Genomic DNA, 16,225 nt, shown 5'->3' on the forward strand with positions numbered 1-16,225 from the left:
TTAGCTCACGTTCTCCAGCGCCAGGCCATCAGCGCATACAGCGCCGCCCCCAACCCCAGCGCAGCCCCCGCCACACCCAGCGCCCAGTCAAACCCCTGCGCCTGCGAGCCCGCGCGCGCCAAGAGTGCAGCCGCCATGGGCGGCCCCGCGATCTGGCCGATGCCGTACAGCGCGGTCATCAGGCCGGTGAAGCCTGCGCCCGCCTGGGGCCACTGGTGTCGCGCCTCCTGCAACGCAAAGAACGTGATGGCCGTGAAGGGCAGGCCCAGCAGCAGGCTACCGAATGCAAAGCCTGCCGGGCCGGGCCAGAGCAGGCCCAGGCCGATGGCCGCCGCCTGCAGCAGGTAGGCCCCCGCCAGCAGCAGGCGCCGGTCCCGCGCAGGGTGAATGCGCGTGGACAGCAGCGCCCCCAACGCCACACCCGCGCCGAAGATGGGCCAGAACAGGTCGGGCCAGGCCGAGCCTGCAGGCAGCGCGGCCCGCGCGATCACGGGCAGGAAGGTGGCCGTGACGATGTAGCCCAGGCCGGCCAGGCCATAGGCCAGCGCCAGCAGGGCGCGCTCGGCTGCCGGATGCGGCGCGGGCGGAGGTGGCGCCGTTGCCGCCGTGCTTGCGGCACTTGGCACCACCGAGGAGGCTTCGCTGCCCCGCACCACCGGCCACACCAGCGCGCACAGCAAGGCGGCGAGCACGGCGAACACGGCCCAGCCCGTGGCGGCGCTCCAGCCCGCTGCCACCATGGCGCTGGTGGGCAGGCCGGTGGCGACGATGCCCAGGCCCGGGCCGCAAAAGATCAACCCGCCCAGGGCCGGATGTCCCAGGTGGGCCAGCCGGCCCATGCACCAGTTGGCCGTGCCCAGGAACACCATGGCGCTGGCCACACCGGCCAGAAGCCGCATCAGGGGCCACAGCCAGGGCCATGGCAAGGCCAGCGCGGCCGTGAGCAGCACCGTGGCCACCAGCCCGCTGCGCACCAGGGCTGCATTGTCAGGCACCGCGTCCAGGCGCCGGCCCAGCCAGGGCAAGGCCATGTACAGCAGCGCACCCCCCAGGTAGCCCGCGTAGTTGGCCGTGGCCAGCCAGCTGCCGGTGGCGATGTCCACCACGCCGTCGTGCAGCATCATGGGCAACAGCGGTGTGAAGGCGAAGCGGCCGATGCCCATGGCGGCCGCCAGCGCGGCCATGCCCGCCAGTGCGACCTGGAGCGCGGAGGAGCAGGTGTCGCCACGGCGGGTGGCTGCAAGCGTGGAAGAAGAAGTGGCCTGGGTCACGGCATGGGGGCGGTTGCGCGGTGGGACGGTGGGAGGGGAGTTGCGGCGTCGGATGCGGGGTCTTATGATCTTAGCAAGAGATTGAATTTTTGACATTCATACTTTTTCAAGATGGATAAAGCATCCCCCCCACTCGATCTGGCCGCCCTCGACATCTTCCGCACCGTGGCGGCAGAGGGTAGCGTCACGCGCGCGGCCGAGCGGCTGCAGCGCGTGCAGTCCAATGTGACCACGCGGGTGCGCCAGCTGGAGGCCGACCTGGGCACCCCGCTGTTCCTGCGCGAGGGCAAGCGTATGGCGCTCACGCCCGAGGGCGAAGTGCTGCGGGGCTACGCCGACCGGCTGCTGGCGCTGGCCGAGGAGGCTCGGCAGGCCGTGCGGCCAGGCCAGCCCACGGGACGCCTGCGCCTGGGCTCGATGGAAAGCACCGCCGCCAGCCGCCTGCCCGCCCCGCTGGCGCAACTGCACCGCCAGTGGCCCGGGGTGGCGCTGGAGCTGTCGACCGCCCCCACGCGCGAACTGCTGGAGCGGCTGCGCGCCCATGCGCTCGACGCCGTGCTGGTGGCCTGGCCGCCAGGGCAGTCGCCCGACCCTGCGCTGGAAGCCAGCCCCGTGTTCGCCGAGGAACTGATCCTGGTGCTGCCCACGGGGCATCCGCCCGTGTCCGGCCCGCAGGATGTGGTGCCCGGCACGCTGGCGGTGTTCGAGCCTGGCTGCACCTACCGGGGGGTGGCGCAGGACTGGTTCGCAACCCGCACCCCGCCCATGCAGACGCTGGAACTGGGCTCGTACCACGCCATCCTGGCCAGCGTGGCGGGGGGTGGCAGCGTGGGCATCGTGCCACGCTCGGTGCTCCAGCTCTCGCCCCACGCCGCGCTGCTGGCCCAGCACCCCCTGACCACCCTGCAGACGCTGCTGGTGTGGCGCCACGGCTACCGGTCCGCGGCGCTGGATGCGCTGCAGCAAGTGCTGCGCGACTGACAACCCTTCTCTTCTTCCCTTTTTTAGCGAACGGAACGCCACCATGCCCCACCCCAGCCTGCGCACCGCCCTCTCCCTGCGCCTGCCCATCATCCAGGGGCCCATGACGGGTGCCGACACCCCGGCGCTGGCTGCCGCCGTGTCTGCGGCGGGCGGGCTGGGCACCCTGGGCTGCGGCATGCGCTCCCCCGCCGCCATGGCCGAGGCGGCGGCCGAGGTGCGGCGGCGCACCGACCGGCCCTTCGGGCTCAATCTCTTCGTGCAGGACACGCCCGCGCCCGATGCGGCCACGGTGGAAAAGGCCGTGGCCCGTCTGGCGCCGCTGTATGCGGAGTTCGGCCTCACGCCCGCCGTGCCCGCGCGCTGGTGCGAGGACTTTGCGGCCCAGTTCGACGCCCTGGTCGAAGCGCGCCCTGCCGTGGCGAGTTTTACCTTTGGCATCCTGAACGCCGCGCAGGTCGAGCGGCTGCACAGCGCGGGCTGCACCGTCATCGGCACGGCCACATCCGTGGCCGAGGCCGTGGCCTGGGCCGATGTGGGCGCGGACGCGGTGGTCGCATCGGGCATGGAGGCGGGCGGCCACCGGGGCACTTTTTTGCCCACGGGCCGTCTGCAGGCCGAGGGCCTTGCGCCCGCAGAAAAGGCCCCTGCCGCCAAGGGCCCCTCGCAGGCCGACTTTGCGGCGTCCATGGTGGGCACCATGGCCCTCATCCCGCAGTGCGTGGATGCGCTGCGCCCCCGGGGCGTGGCGGTGATCGCGGCCGGCGGGATCATGGACGGCCGCGGTATCGCCGCGGCCCAGGCCCTGGGCGCCGAGGCGGTGCAGATGGGCACGGCCTTCCTGGCCTGCGACGAGTCGGGCATCGGCCCGGCCTACCGCGATGCGCTGGCCCACGCCACCGGCACGGACACGCGCACCACCCGCGTCTTCTCGGGCCGCCCGGCGCGTGGCATCGTCAACACGATGCTGCAGCGGCTGCACGCGCACGAGGCCGATGTGCCAGCCTACCCGGTGCAGAACGCCCTCACCGGCGCGCTGCGCCGGGCGTCTGCCGAGGCGGGGCGGGCGGACTACCTCTCACTGTGGGCCGGCCAGGGCGTGGCGGCGGTGCGCCCCATGCCAGCGGCGGCGCTCGTGGCGGTGCTGGAAGAGGAATGGCGCGCCGCGCTGGCAGCCGTGGGAGCGCAGGGCGCGGGGCAGAGGTGACTTTTGCTATTAATTAAATAGCAAGTTGCGCTTGATGAATAAGCGCTAGCGGCCTATTTGACTGGTTTTTCAGCGGCCGCCACTGCATGGCGCGCCCTGGCGTCGACAAGCTCAGCCCGAATGACCGGGGAAGGTGCCCGCCTCGAACGGCTCGGCCCGACGGGCAACGGGTGGGGCGACATGGGAGCGCCGGTTGGCGATCCTCGGCCCCTCGGGTGACCGGCCCGCGATGCTCACTCCTTTCGATACCGGCGCGCCGCAAAAAACCAGTGCCACCGTGGAACCGGCTTCGCCGGGCCACCGATGGCGTCCCCCTCCCATAGCGCGAAGCGCGTAGAGAGAGGGGGAAGGCGCGCAGCGTCTCAGGGGGTGATTCACTGCCTCCAGGGCAGTTCGCGCGCAGGCCCCTGGATGACGGGCGGCTGGGCGTTGATCTTCTCGCCCGCGAGCACGCGCTCGTACATGCGCAGGTAGTTGCGCGCCATGCGCTCGGCGCCGAAGTGATCGACCACATGCTGGTGACAGGCGCGGGCGTCAAAGCGGTTGTTGCGCACCGCCTCGGCCAGCACGGAGGCTTCGGCCGACAGCACGCCGCAGTGCACCGGCACCAGCTCGGGCAATGCGCCGTAGGGCGTGGAAAACACCGGGCAGCCGAAGTACAGGCTTTCGATCACGGCCAGGCCAAAGGGCTCGTGCCAGCGCACCGGAAAGATCAGCCCGCGCGAGGCATTGAGCAGGCCGGTCTTCTGCGCGCCGCCCACCATGCCGTGAAAGTGGATCTTGCGCGACAACGTCCAGCGAAAGCCGCGCTTGAAGTTGATGCGGTCTCCGCCCAGCACGTCCAGTTCCACGCCGGCCATCTTGGCCACCTTGATCGCGCCGCGCACGTTCTTCACGCCCCAGGCCGCCTTGCCCAGAAAGTGGTAGTGGGGCCGTGGGCGGTCAAAGTCCACAGGGCCATAGCCGCTCCAATCGAGTCCGTTGTAGACAAACTCGGTGGAACCGTAACGCGCGGCGTGGTCACGCGAGAGGAACACGGTGTTCAGCGGCAGCGGCTTGGGCTTGCGCGCGTTGCCGTGCTCGGTGACCAGATAGGGCCGGCTCAGCTCGGTGCGGGGGTTGAACTGGAAATGCGCAATGTCCACATCGGCCGGGATCTGCCCCTCCCACGGTGCGTCGGGGCGGATGGGCAGCACATGGCCGAAGTCGCAGCTGGAGCCGTGGGGCACCAGGTAGCTCACGCGGTGGCCAAGCTGCACCAGCGTCTTGCCCAGATCCCAGATCACGCGCTCAGTGCCGCCGTAGCCGTAGACGGGGATGGGGGAGTTGTTGATGAGCAGGATGTGCATAGGGAAATCTTTCGTCTCAGTTTTCCATGGCGCTACGCTACACCCGCAGACCATGAAACTGGCGCGGCCCAAGCCAGTGCCACCAGTGGAACTGGCTTTGCCAGGCCACGGGTGGCGCCACCCTCCCGCGCAGCGAGAGAGGGGGAAGGCGCGAAGCGACTCAGGGGGTGCTTCATCTAAAGAGGTCTTGGGCAGCCCATGCGCGTGCGCCGCTCGTGCAGGGCCGCCAGCACCAGGGGGCACATGAAGAGGTAGAACATGTTGCCGCTGTTGTGAGCCAGAAACACTTGCGTGAGCCCAAAACCGATGTACGACAGGGGCACCATCACACCCACCAGGCACAGCGAGAGCGACTCCTTGTCCATCTTGCCGGAACCGTCGCGAATGCGCCGCGCCGTGGGCCAGAACATCGCGAGCGGAATGCCGTAGAACGCCATGAGCAACAGCACGCCAGGCAGCCCGCGTTTGGCAAACAGGTCCAGGATTTCGTTGTGCGCGTGCCCAAATTCGAGCACCACGGGATGCGCCAGCCCGGCGGCCACGCGCCGGGCCTTCTCGTCGGTGTACCCGGCCCGGCCCCAGCCGGTGAAGGGCCGGTCCCAGCCCATCTGCCACGCCAGGCGCCAATGCGCCAGCCGCTGGCCAACCGAGCTGCGGCCGTCACCGTGGTCCTTGTAGACCTGCACTTCCTGGCGCGCCTCGTCCACCCGCTGCTCCACCGCAGGCACCTGCGACAGCGCAGCCGCCGCCAGCGCCAGCGCACACAGGCCCCAGTACACGCGCCGCTGCCCGGTGGTGCGCACCAGCAGCCAGGCACACACGGGCAGCAACAGCACCAGCGCCAGCCAGCCGCCGCGCGACTGGGAGAGCACCGAGCCGGCGGCACCCAGCCCGATGGCGCTGGCCAGCAGCAACCGCTGCCACAGGCACCAGCGCTTCCATTGCACGACGAGCAGCAGGCCGCTCATCACGGCCAGCAGCATGCTCAGATTGCCGTACTGGATGGCGTTGGTAAATCCATTGGCACGCGGCAGCTCCATCACGAAGGTCTGGTACAGCGCCACCAGCCCGCTGCCCACTGCGCCGACCGCCACACCCATCCACAGCCAGGCGGCACGGGGCTCGAACGTCATCAGGAAAAAGATGCAGGGCAAGGCCAGGAGGTATTTGACCGGCCGATCCATGCTGCCCCAGCCCCAGGTGGCGCCCACATCCAGCATCCACAGCGCAGCCATGCACGAAAAAGCCGCCGTCAGCCACCAGGCGGCACGCGGCGCAGGGCGGCGCCACCACAGCGGCGCGCTGGCCAGCGTGGCCAGCAGCAGCAGCACGGCGCCGTAGGAATAGCCCGAGGGCAGCCACAGCGCCAGCCCCGGGACCATGAACGCGCCAATGCTGGCGCAACGGGAAAACCAGCGGTGGGTATCCTGCGGAGACGTCATCAGCGAATCACCCGCCCCGTCAGGCTGTCGCGGTCGTAGTGCAGGGCGGCGTACCGGAAAAAGCCCTCCAGCGCCACAAACAGGCAGTACAGAAAGCCCGCGCCGCCACACAAAAAACCCAGCCGGAACACATACAGACGCAGGAACATCGACCCGCCCGACGCCAGGCCCCGCAAGACCCCGCCGCGTTTGCCCGCCTCCGCCCGCTTGGCGGCACCGAGCATCACGTACTGGGTAAGCTTCTCCAGGCTGCCGCGCACCGTGGTGCGGGAGTAGTGCAGCAGCCGCGCCTTGATGAGGCGACGCGGCACCGCTGCGCCACCGGGCAGGGCATGGAGCTGGGCCTGCTCGTGCACCACCCCGGTGTATTCCTTCACCAGCGCACGCACAAACAGGCGCTCGATCTGCGACTGCGACCGGAAATACTTGAGCTCGTGCCCATAGGCCACCATGCGCCAGCGGATGGTCCACACTGCCTGCTCGCCCGAACGGACGATGGCCTGCAGCTCCTGCGCAAACGCGGGTGTCATCACCTCGTCAGCGTCGAGGAAAAACACATAGTCGCCGCGCGAATGCGCCAGCAGCCGGTTGCGCTGCACGGCAAAGCCCTGCCAGTCGGGATAGCTGTGGACTTCGGCGCCCAGGCTTTGGGCGATGGCCACGGTGTTGTCCGTGCTGCCGCTGTCCACCACCAGCAGCTGGTCGGCGAACGCGGCGCTTTTCAGGCAGGCCTCGATGCGGTGCGCCTCGTTGTGGGTCAGCACCGCCACGGTCAACGTGGGCGGCGCCGATGCGCCGCCGGTTCCCACGGGCATCAATCAGTGGCCAGCGTGTACGTGCTCGCCCGCCTTCAGGCGGTACACCGTGCCACAGTACGGGCACTTGGCCTCGCCGGTGCGGGCCACATCCAGGTACACCTTGGGGTGGCTGTTCCAGATTTTCATATCGGCCTTGGGGCTGGGGCAGAAAACCCCACCCTGGGCATTGAGGTCCTTGGCCAGGAGTTCGATGGCGGCTTGGGACATGGTGTTCAGACTTTCGCGAGCCAGTGGGCGTAGTTGGAGTTGCGGCCGTTGACGATGTCAAAGAAGGCGCTCTGGATTTTTTCGGTGATGGGGCCGCGTGATCCGCTGCCCAGCTCGATCCGGTCGAGTTCGCGGATGGGGGTCACTTCAGCCGCCGTGCCGGTGAAGAAGGCTTCGTCGGCGATGTACACCTCGTCGCGCGTGATGCGCTTTTGCACGATCTCCAGGCCCAGGTCCTTGGCGATGTGGAACACGGTGTTGCGGGTGATGCCGTTGAGGGCACCGGCCGACAGGTCGGGCGTGTAGATCACGCCGTTCTTGATGACAAAGATGTTTTCGCCCGCACCTTCGGACACGAAGCCAGAGCTGTCGAGCAGCAGTGCTTCGTCGTAGCCGTCGTCCAGCGCTTCCATGTTGGCGAGGATGGAATTGGTGTAGTTGCTCACCGCCTTGGCCTGCGTCATGGTGATGTTGACGTGGTGGCGGGTGTAGCTGCTGGTCTTGACGCGGATGCCGCGCTTCATGCCTTCTTCGCCCAGGTAGGCGCCCCAGGCCCAGGCGGCCACCATGAGGTGGATCTGGTTGCCCTTGGGCGAAACACCCAGCTTTTGCGAGCCGATCCAGGTCAATGGACGCAGATAGCAGGATTCGAGCTTGTTTTCACGCACCACAGCCTTCTGGGCTTCGTTCACTTCTTCCTTGGTGAACGGGATCTTCATGCGCAAGATCTTGGCGCTGTTGAAGAGGCGGTCGGTGTGCTCTTCCAGTCGGAAGATCGCCGTGCCGTTGGCCGTGTTGTACGCGCGCACGCCTTCGAAGGCGCCGCAGCCGTAGTGCAGGGTGTGGGTCAGCACATGGATCTTGGCGTCGCGCCAATCGACCATCTGGCCGTCCATCCAGATCTTGCCGTCACGGTCGGCCATCGAGGGAACTACGGGGCTCATGGGAATCCTTTGGTTGCTGTGGGTCGCAAAACCGGGATTTTACGGGGCCGCAGCGGGCCAGGAACCGGGGCACCAGGGTGCAGTGCAGCAAATGGTGCCCCGCCAAGGGCAAGGGCCTGTGCAGCGGTCAGCCTTGGGGGGGAGTGGCGGCCGCTTCGCCCTCCGGCCGCAACAGCGTCCATTTCACCAATTTGCCATGGCGAAACTCGCAGGTCACATGCGACTGGGTGCCGTCTGTCCAGCGGTACACCTCGGGGTCAGCGCCCTCGGGCGACAGCAGTTCCCCCAGCGCCTGCGTCATGGCCACCACATGCATCAGGTTCACGCCCTCAACCAGCCGGGCATTGAGCATGACCGCACTGCCCACATAGCCGATGGGGCGCTTGGCGGCCTTCTTCATCACATTCACCAGCCGCGTGAAATGCAGCAGGGCCCACATGACCAGCCCGCCCACCACGGCCGCCACACCGGCCCAACCGTAGGCTGTAAAACCAAACCCGACCAGGGCCACCGCCCCCAGGGGCACCAGGATATTGCGCAGATTCATAGGCTGGGATTGTCTTACGGCCTCAACCGTGTGTGGCTGTGGGCATTGCTTACAAGCCCCGCACCACGTTCATGGCCTCTTCCACCCGCTCCACCGCGTGGATGGTCAGCCCCTCAATGGGTTTCTTGGGCGCATTGGCCTTGGGCACCACGGCCACACTGAAACCGAGCTTGGCAGCTTCCTTCAGGCGCTCCTGGCCGCGGGGCGCGGGCCGCACCTCGCCCGCCAGCCCCACCTCGCCAAACGCCAGAAAGCCGCGCGGCAGCGCCTTGCCGCGCAGGCTGGAGGTGATGGACAGCATCACCGCCAGGTCGGCCGCTGGCTCGCTGATGCGCACGCCGCCCACGGCATTCACGAACACGTCCTGGTCCATGCACGCAACCCCCGCGTGGCGGTGCAGCACGGCCAGCAGCATGGCCAAGCGGTCCTTGTCCAGGCCCACGGACAGGCGCCGGGGGCTGGGGCCACCGCTGTCCACCAGTGCCTGGATCTCCACCAGCAGCGGGCGTGTGCCCTCCAGCGTCACCATCACGCAGCTGCCGGGCACGGGCTCGGAATGCTGGCTCAAAAAGATGGCGCTGGGGTTGCTCACGCCCTTGAGGCCCTTCTCGGTCATTGCAAACACGCCGATTTCGTTGACCGCGCCGAAGCGGTTCTTGATGGCCCGCACCAGGCGGAACTGGCTGTGCGTGTCGCCTTCGAAGTACAGCACCGTGTCCACCATGTGCTCCAGCACGCGCGGCCCCGCCAGCGCACCTTCCTTGGTCACATGGCCCACCAGCACGATGGCCACGCCCGAGGCCTTGGCACAACGCGTGAGGTGCGCCGCACATTCGCGCACCTGCGCCACGGAGCCGGGCGCGGACGTGAGCTGGTCGGAGTACACGGTCTGGATCGAGTCGATCACGGCCACCGCAGGCTGCATGGACTCGATGGTCGCCAGGATCTTTTCGAGCTGGATCTCGGCCAGCACGTTGACCTGGCTCTGGTCCAGCCCCAGGCGGCGCGAGCGCAGGGCCACCTGGGCACCGCTTTCCTCACCCGTCACATACAAGGTGGGCAGCCCTGCGCGCTGAAGCGCATCCAGCGCCTGCAACAGCAGGGTGGATTTTCCGATGCCCGGGTCGCCACCGATCAGTACCACACCACCTTCGACAATGCCGCCGCCCAGCACCCGGTCCAGCTCGTCGATGCCGCTCGGTGTGCGCTCCACATCGCTGGCCTCGATGGCCGACAGCGGCATCACGGCCTGGGCCTGGTTCAAACCGGCAAATTGCGAGCCGCTGTAGCGGTTCTTGCCCGGCCCGGCCTCGGCCACCTGCTCGATCAGCGTGTTCCAGGCACCGCAGGCCGGGCATTTGCCCAGCCAGCGCGGGCTGGTACCGCCGCATTCGGTGCAGGTGAACGTGGTTTTTTCTTTGGCCATGGCAGGTGTCGTTGAGGCTGCCCCGAAGTGGGGGCAGCCGACTATAGCGGCCATGCCCACTGGAATAGCAACAGCCCGTACGATGACGGGCTTGGCACTGCCGCACGGAGTTCAGATTGCAGACACCCACCAACCGCTTCAAACAGGCCATGGCCCAGGGCCAGGCGCAGATCGGCCTGTGGCTCGGGCTGGCCGATGCCTACAGCGCCGAAATCCTAGCAGGCACCGGCTACGACTGGCTGCTGGTCGATGGCGAACATGCGCCCAATGACCTGCGCTCCATCCTGCACCAGCTGCAGGCCATCGCCAGCGCCAGCAGCGCGCTGCCCCCCGGCGTGCAGGCGCCCCACCCCATCGCACGCGTCCCCGTGGGCGACACGGCACTGATCAAACAGTACCTGGACATCGGCGCACAGACCCTGCTGGTGCCCATGGTGGACACGGCCGAGCAAGCCCAGCAGCTGGTGCGCGCCACGCGCTACGCGCCCGAGGGTGTGCGCGGCATGGGGAGCGCCCTCGCCCGCTCGTCGCGCTGGCAGGCCTACCCCCAGTATGTGCACGAGGCCAACCAGCAGATCTGCCTGCTGGTGCAGGCAGAAACGGTGGAAGCCATGGCCCACCTCGACGCCATCGCCGCCACGCCAGGGGTGGACGGCGTGTTCATCGGCCCGGCCGACCTGTCGGCTTCCATGGGTCACCCCGGCAACCCAGGGCACCCTGACGTGCAGGCCGCCATCCACGACGGCATCACCCGCATCCTGCGTGCGGGCAAGGCGCCAGGCATCCTGGCCACCACCGAATCCCAGGCGCGCCAGTGGTTGGCGGCGGGCGCACTGTTTGTGGCCGTGGGCGTGGACACCATGCTGCTGGCCAGCGCTGCGCAGAATCTGCTGGCGCGCTTTCGCGCCGACGCTGGGGGCACACCAGCGCGCCCTGCGGGCTACTGAAGCCCACAAGACACCACACACCGATTCACCACGACACTCACCGGAAGACAAAGGCACGACCACCATGAAAGTTTGTATTTACGGCGCAGGCGCCATCGGAGGTTGGCTGGGCGTGGCCCTGGCGCAAGCGGGCCACCCGGTCAGCATGGTGGCGCGCGGCGACACGCTGCGCGCCCTGCAGGCCGAGGGGCTGCGCATGCGGCGCGCGGACGGCACCTTGGCACAGGTGGCAGTCACGGCCCACAGCGACCCGGCGGCACTGGGCGTGCAGGACCTGGTGGTGGTCGCCGTCAAGGCCCCGGGCCTGCCCGACGTGGCGCGCGCCATGGCGCCCTTGATCGGGCCCGACACCATCGTGCTCACCGCCATGAACGGCGTGCCGTGGTGGTTTCTCGACGGCTTTGGCGGCGCGGCGCAGGGGCGTGCCCTCGAATCCGTGGACGCGGGGGGCGTGATTGCCCAGGCCATCCCGGCGCGCAACGTGGTGGGCAGCGTGGTGCACACCAGCTGCTCGCTCGAAGCGCCGGGTTTCGTCAAACAGCATTTCGGCAACCGCCTCATCGTAGGCGAGCCGGACGGCAGCCAGAGCGCGCGCCTGCAAGCGTTGGCCGACACGCTGCAGCGCGGTGGCATCGATGTGGAGGTGAGCAGCTGCATTCAGAAGGACATCTGGTTCAAGCTGTGGGGCAACCTCACCATGAACCCCATCAGCGCGCTCACCGGCGCCACCACCGACCGTATCCTCGACGACGACCTGGTGCGCGGCTTTGTGAGTGCCGTGATGCTGGAAGCCAAGGCCATCGGCGACCAACTGGGCCTGCCGATTGACCAGCAGCCCGAGGACCGCCACGCCGTCACGCGCAAGCTGGGCGCGTTCAAGACCTCGATGCTGCAGGACGTGGAAGCGAACAAGCCGATGGAGATCGACGCCCTGGTGGGCGCGGTGCGCGAGCTGGGCCAGATCACCGGCACGCCCACGCCCCACACCGACGCACTGCTGGGCCTCACGCGGCTGATGGCTCGCACGCGGGGACTGTACTGAGTCATCTCAAGCAAAATCGGCTGCAGGCGCTAGTGGAATATGCGTCAACAGCTATTTAATTCATAGCAAACCAACCATGACCCAACTCACGCTGTACTACACCCCCGGCACCTGCGCGCAGGCCGTTCGCATCGCTTTGGAAGAAGCGGGCGCCCCCTACGACCTGGTGCGCGTGGACTTCGCCGCTGGCCAGCAACGCACGCCCGAATACCTGGCGGTGAACCCCAAGGGCCGCGTGCCCGCGCTGGCCACGCCGCACGGCACGCTGACCGAAACCCCGGCGCTGCTGGCCTATGTGGCGCAGAGCTTTCCAGAGGCGCGCCTGGCGCCCGCCGACGCGCATGGCTTTGCGCGCCTGCAAGAGTTCCACAGCTACCTCGCGTCCACGGTGCACATCGCCCACGCCCACCGCCCCCGCGCCAGCCGCTGGGCGGACGAGCCCGAAGCCCACGCCGCCATGCAGCGCAAGGTGCCACAGAACATGACCGAGTGCTTTCACCTCATCGAAACCCACTACCTGCCGCAAGCGGACCAGGGGCCCTGGGTGATGGGCGAGCAATACACCGTGGCCGACGGCTACCTGTTCACCATCGGCACCTGGCTGCACAGCGATGGCGTGGACATCGCACAGTTCCCGAAGGTGTTTGCACACACGCAGCGCATGCTGCAGCGCCCCGCCGTGCAGCGCGCACTTGCCTGATACGCCACCTGCGGACGCAAAAAAGCCCCGGTGCTTCTGGCTCGAAGCACCGGGGCTTTTTGCTGGCAACCGGGATCAGTTCACCTTCAGATACCGCCAGTCGATGCGGTTGTCGGCGCGGTGGATGATGTCCACCTTCTTGGTGCCCGCCCACGGAATCACCTGGTTGTACAGCGGGATGTGCGACACCAGCTCATGCTCCTTGATCAGCGCCTGCTCGATCAGGCCGTTGCGCGTGGCGGTGTCCGTTTCCTTCTTCACACGCTCGATCAGCGCGTCCATTTGCGGGTCGGAGAACCGGCCCAGGTTGAAGTTGCCATCCCCACCAGCACCGGGCGAGCGCACCAGCGACTGCAGGCTGTAGAACGCGTCAAACGTGGGCACGCCCCATCCCAGCAGGTAGATGCTGGCTTCGTTGCGCTGGATCATCGGGAAGTAGGTGGCAAACGGCAGCGAGCGCAGCTTGGCCTTGACTCCCACCTTGGCCCAATGTGACGTGATGGCCTGGCACAGCTGCTCGTCGTTGATGTAGCGGCCTGCGCTGCAGGCAAAGTCCACCTCAAACCCGTTGGGGTAGCCCGCATCAGCCAGCAGCTTTTGCGCGGCCTTGGGGTCGAAGGGGTAGCGCACATCGGCCTTCTTGGTCCAGCCGTTGACCTGGTTGGCAATCAGCGTGCCCGTGGGCTGGGCCAGGCCGCGCAGCACCACGCGCTGGATGGACTGGATGTCGATCGCCTGGTACAGCGCCTTACGCACGCGCAGGTCTTTCAGCGGGTTCTTGCCCTTCACATCCGAGCCGGGCAGCTCGTCGCGGAACTGGTCCAGACCCAGGAAGATGGTGCGGTACTCCGGCCCTTCGAGCACCTGCAGGGTGGGCGTCTGCTTGATGCGCGCCAAGTCTTGCAGGCTGGGGTCGATCACAAAGTCAATCTCACCCGACAGCAGCGCCGCCGTGCGCGTGGCGTCGGCCTTGATGGGGGTGTAGACGATCTCGGTCAGGTTGGTGGGGTACTTGCCCTTGCCCCACCAGTGCGGGTTGGGCTCCAGCACCACGCGCTGGTCGGGTGCCCACTGCTTGAGCTGGTACGGGCCGGTGCCCAGCGCATTGCGGTGGGCGTACGTTTCGTCCTTGGTCTTGATGTCCTTGGGCTCGACCGACTTGTTCTTTTCGGCCCAGGCGCGGCTCATGATGCGCAGCTCGGTCAGCTGGTTCACCAGCACCGGGTTGGGCAGGTCGGAGTGGATGTCGATGGTGTAGGCATCGACCTTTTCGACGCGGTCAATGCCCTGGGTGTAGACGGCGAAGTTGGAGGTCTTGGCCTTGGCCCGCTCCAGCGAGAACTTGGCGTCGTCGGCCGTGAACTCGCTGCCGTCGCTGAACTTCACGCCCTTGCGCAACGTCAGGCGCAGCTGCGTGGGCTTGACCAGCTTCCACTCGGTGGCCAGCGACGGCTCGGGCTTGAAGGTCTTGCTGTTGTATTCGACCAGCGTGTCGTACACAGCGCCGTGCATGGTGTTGTTCACGCCCACGTTCTGGGTGTGGATGTCCCAGGTGGAAATATCCACCGAGCGGGACCAGCGGAAGGTCTTGGCCTGCACAGCCATCGGAAGCGCCGTGGCCAGCGCGGCCGCGAGCAAGAGGGTCTTGAAACGCATGGGGGAATCACTCCAGATCAGTCAGTCCCCCACTATGGCGCAAGTCGCTTCTCCGTGTAACGAACTTGTATTTGTTAGCTTAGAACCATCACCATGGCCAAACCCATCATCGTGACGGCCGTGCCAGCGTCCAGCACCCGCCACGCACCGGGCGATGCGAACAAAGGCGCCAGCCAGCGCGAGCCAAACCCGAGGGTCAGGAACCACAAGGCGCTGGCCAGCGAGCCCCCTGCGGCAAAGGTGGCACGGCCCCAGGTAGGGTACGGGGTGGCCATGGTGCCCAGCAGCAGCACGGTGTCCAGGTACACATGCGGGTTCAGCCAGGTCAGCGCCAGCACCGTGAGCACGGTAGTGCGCAGGCTGGCGCCCGGCCCGTTGGCGGACACCAGCAGCTGGGCAGGCTTGAAGGCCCGGCTGGCGGCCTGCACGGCGTAGGCGGCCAGAAAGAGCGCGCCCGCCCAGCGCATGAACTGCGCCCACTCGGGCCGCGCCAGCAGCACCCCGCCCATGCCCCACACGCCCGCCTGCAACAGCACCGCATCGGACAGCGCGCACACCAGCACCACCGGCATCACATGCTCGCGCCGCAGGCCCTGGCGCAGCACAAAGGCGTTTTGTGCGCCAATGGCCATGATCAGAAGGGCCGTCGAAGTGAATCCGTGAAGAAAGGCAGTGGTGCTCATGGGCGTGGATTGTGGGGATCGCATTCTCGTCACGCCAGCTATACTTTTTAACGATCCGTCAAAATGGCTAACGCACCATGCGCCTCGACTCTGCCCAGCTCAACGCCTTTGCCACCGTGATCGACGAGGGCAGCTTCGAGCGGGCCGCCGCCGTGCTGCACGTCACCCGCTCGGCGGTTTCACAGCGCGTGAAACTGCTGGAAGAACGCGTGGGCCAGGTGCTGGTGCGCCGCGCCACGCCCTGCACACCCACCGAAGCCGGGCAGGCGCTGTACCGGCATGCACGCGAAGTGGCACTGAGCGAGACCGACGCGCTGGCCACCATTGGCGGTGGGCAGCACACGTCCACGCGCCTGGCCATTGGCGTCAATGCCGACTCGCTGGCCACCTGGTTCCCGCACGCCATGGCCCAGGCAGCCGAGGGCCAGAGCATCACCTTCGACATCCATGTGGAGGACCAGGACCATTCAGCCAACCTGCTGCGCGAAGGCCGCGTGATGGCCGCCGTGACGGCCGACCCGCAACCCGTGCAGGGCTGCAAGGTGCTCCCGCTGGGCACGCTGCGCTACCGGGCGCTGGCCAGCCCCGCGTTCATGCAGCGCTACTTTTCCCAGGGGGTGACCGCTGCTGCGCTGGCTACGGCGCCCATGCTGGTGTTCAACCGCAAGGATGCGCTGCAGGCCCGGTTTGTGGGGCGCATCACGCGCCGCAAACTCACGCCGCCCGTGCACTGGCTGCCCGAGGCAAACGCGTTTGTCATGGCCACCCGGGCCGGGCTGGGCTGGGGCATGACGCCCGACCCGATGGTGCAGCACGACCTGGAGGCTGGCACGCTGGTCGAGCTGATTCCAGGCAAGCCGGTGGACGTGCCGCTGTACTGGCAATCCTGGCGCCTGAACGTGCAGGCGCTGCACCACATGACCGAAGCAGTGCAGCGGGCGGCGGGGCTTACCCTGCTGCGCTGAGTAGTCCAGTGAACCTGAAAAATCGACGGTACGCCGGTGC

The 16,225-nt window shown here is 67.7% G+C and carries 16 protein-coding genes; 6 read left to right on the forward strand and 10 right to left on the reverse strand.

Translation table 11 applies throughout. From position 1 onward, the window contains the following. Positions 1–5: 5 nt before the first annotated feature. On the reverse strand, positions 6–1,184 hold the full coding sequence (locus ACQ4MJ_RS19755; RefSeq protein ID WP_431153044.1) for a YbfB/YjiJ family MFS transporter: 1,179 nt from the start codon (positions 1,182–1,184) through the stop codon (positions 6–8). 198 nt (positions 1,185–1,382) lie between these two features. Between ACQ4MJ_RS19755 and ACQ4MJ_RS19760 the strand changes: the two genes are divergently transcribed. Next, the gene (locus ACQ4MJ_RS19760) at positions 1,383–2,252 is read left to right on the forward strand and encodes a LysR substrate-binding domain-containing protein (protein ID WP_431151553.1); all 870 of its coding nucleotides are present in this window, start codon (positions 1,383–1,385) and stop codon (positions 2,250–2,252) included. Positions 2,253–2,295: 43 nt separating this feature from the next. Continuing rightward, positions 2,296–3,459: an NAD(P)H-dependent flavin oxidoreductase gene (locus ACQ4MJ_RS19765; protein ID WP_431151552.1), complete on the forward strand. Its 1,164-nt coding sequence runs from the start codon at positions 2,296–2,298 to the stop codon at positions 3,457–3,459. A gap of 374 nt (positions 3,460–3,833) precedes the next feature. Here the strand turns inward: ACQ4MJ_RS19765 and ACQ4MJ_RS19770 are convergent, their stop codons facing one another. From ACQ4MJ_RS19770 to radA, 7 genes are all read right to left on the reverse strand, one after another. Further along, the gene (locus ACQ4MJ_RS19770) at positions 3,834–4,808 is read right to left on the reverse strand and encodes a glycosyltransferase (protein WP_431151551.1); all 975 of its coding nucleotides are present in this window, start codon (positions 4,806–4,808) and stop codon (positions 3,834–3,836) included. 176 nt (positions 4,809–4,984) lie between these two features. Continuing rightward, positions 4,985–6,250 carry an O-antigen ligase family protein gene (locus ACQ4MJ_RS19775; RefSeq protein WP_176887904.1) on the reverse strand — a complete coding sequence of 422 codons (1,266 nt, stop codon included), beginning with the start codon at positions 6,248–6,250 and terminating at the stop codon, positions 4,985–4,987. Next, positions 6,250–7,065 (reverse strand): glycosyltransferase family 2 protein, encoded by an 816-nt coding sequence (locus tag ACQ4MJ_RS19780; protein WP_055399868.1) that lies wholly within the window; start codon positions 7,063–7,065, stop codon positions 6,250–6,252. The genes ACQ4MJ_RS19775 and ACQ4MJ_RS19780 overlap by 1 nt, the downstream gene beginning before the upstream one ends. 3 nt (positions 7,066–7,068) lie before the next feature. Then, positions 7,069–7,275 carry a zinc-finger domain-containing protein gene (locus ACQ4MJ_RS19785; RefSeq protein ID WP_055399857.1) on the reverse strand — a complete coding sequence of 69 codons (207 nt, stop codon included), beginning with the start codon at positions 7,273–7,275 and terminating at the stop codon, positions 7,069–7,071. Positions 7,276–7,280: 5 nt separating this feature from the next. Next, positions 7,281–8,219: a branched-chain amino acid transaminase gene (locus tag ACQ4MJ_RS19790; protein ID WP_121421947.1), complete on the reverse strand. Its 939-nt coding sequence runs from the start codon at positions 8,217–8,219 to the stop codon at positions 7,281–7,283. Positions 8,220–8,346: 127 nt separating this feature from the next. Next, complete coding sequence (locus ACQ4MJ_RS19795) at positions 8,347–8,766, reverse strand: glycerate kinase (protein WP_431151550.1); 420 nt, start codon at positions 8,764–8,766, stop codon at positions 8,347–8,349. A 49-nt stretch (positions 8,767–8,815) separates the two neighbouring features. After that, entirely contained in the window at positions 8,816–10,192 is a 1,377-nt protein-coding gene (gene radA, locus ACQ4MJ_RS19800; protein WP_431151549.1) for a DNA repair protein RadA, read from the reverse strand. A gap of 116 nt (positions 10,193–10,308) precedes the next feature. Here radA and hpaI point away from each other — a divergent pair, with 116 nt between their 5' ends. The 3 genes from hpaI (at position 10,309) to ACQ4MJ_RS19815 (ending at position 12,881) form a co-directional block, all read left to right on the forward strand. After that, positions 10,309–11,139 carry a 4-hydroxy-2-oxoheptanedioate aldolase gene (gene hpaI, locus ACQ4MJ_RS19805; RefSeq protein WP_228897671.1) on the forward strand — a complete coding sequence of 277 codons (831 nt, stop codon included), beginning with the start codon at positions 10,309–10,311 and terminating at the stop codon, positions 11,137–11,139. A gap of 64 nt (positions 11,140–11,203) precedes the next feature. After that, the gene (locus ACQ4MJ_RS19810; protein WP_431151548.1) at positions 11,204–12,181 is read left to right on the forward strand and encodes a 2-dehydropantoate 2-reductase; all 978 of its coding nucleotides are present in this window, start codon (positions 11,204–11,206) and stop codon (positions 12,179–12,181) included. A gap of 76 nt (positions 12,182–12,257) precedes the next feature. Further along, positions 12,258–12,881 carry a glutathione S-transferase family protein gene (locus ACQ4MJ_RS19815; protein WP_121421944.1) on the forward strand — a complete coding sequence of 208 codons (624 nt, stop codon included), beginning with the start codon at positions 12,258–12,260 and terminating at the stop codon, positions 12,879–12,881. 75 nt (positions 12,882–12,956) lie between these two features. Here the strand turns inward: ACQ4MJ_RS19815 and ACQ4MJ_RS19820 are convergent, their stop codons facing one another. Further along, positions 12,957–14,537, reverse strand: coding sequence for an ABC transporter substrate-binding protein (locus tag ACQ4MJ_RS19820; protein ID WP_431151547.1), 1,581 nt, complete (start codon positions 14,535–14,537; stop codon positions 12,957–12,959). A gap of 74 nt (positions 14,538–14,611) precedes the next feature. Then, positions 14,612–15,220, reverse strand: coding sequence for a LysE/ArgO family amino acid transporter (locus ACQ4MJ_RS19825; RefSeq protein ID WP_176887897.1), 609 nt, complete (start codon positions 15,218–15,220; stop codon positions 14,612–14,614). Between the two features lie 77 nt (positions 15,221–15,297). Between ACQ4MJ_RS19825 and ACQ4MJ_RS19830 the strand changes: the two genes are divergently transcribed. Next, on the forward strand, positions 15,298–16,185 hold the full coding sequence (locus tag ACQ4MJ_RS19830; protein WP_431151546.1) for a LysR family transcriptional regulator ArgP: 888 nt from the start codon (positions 15,298–15,300) through the stop codon (positions 16,183–16,185). Positions 16,186–16,225: the final 40 nt, after the last annotated feature.

Origin of the sequence: Acidovorax facilis (genome assembly GCF_050626955.1) — a bacterium.
Lineage (GTDB): Bacteria > Pseudomonadota > Gammaproteobacteria > Burkholderiales > Burkholderiaceae_C > Acidovorax > Acidovorax facilis.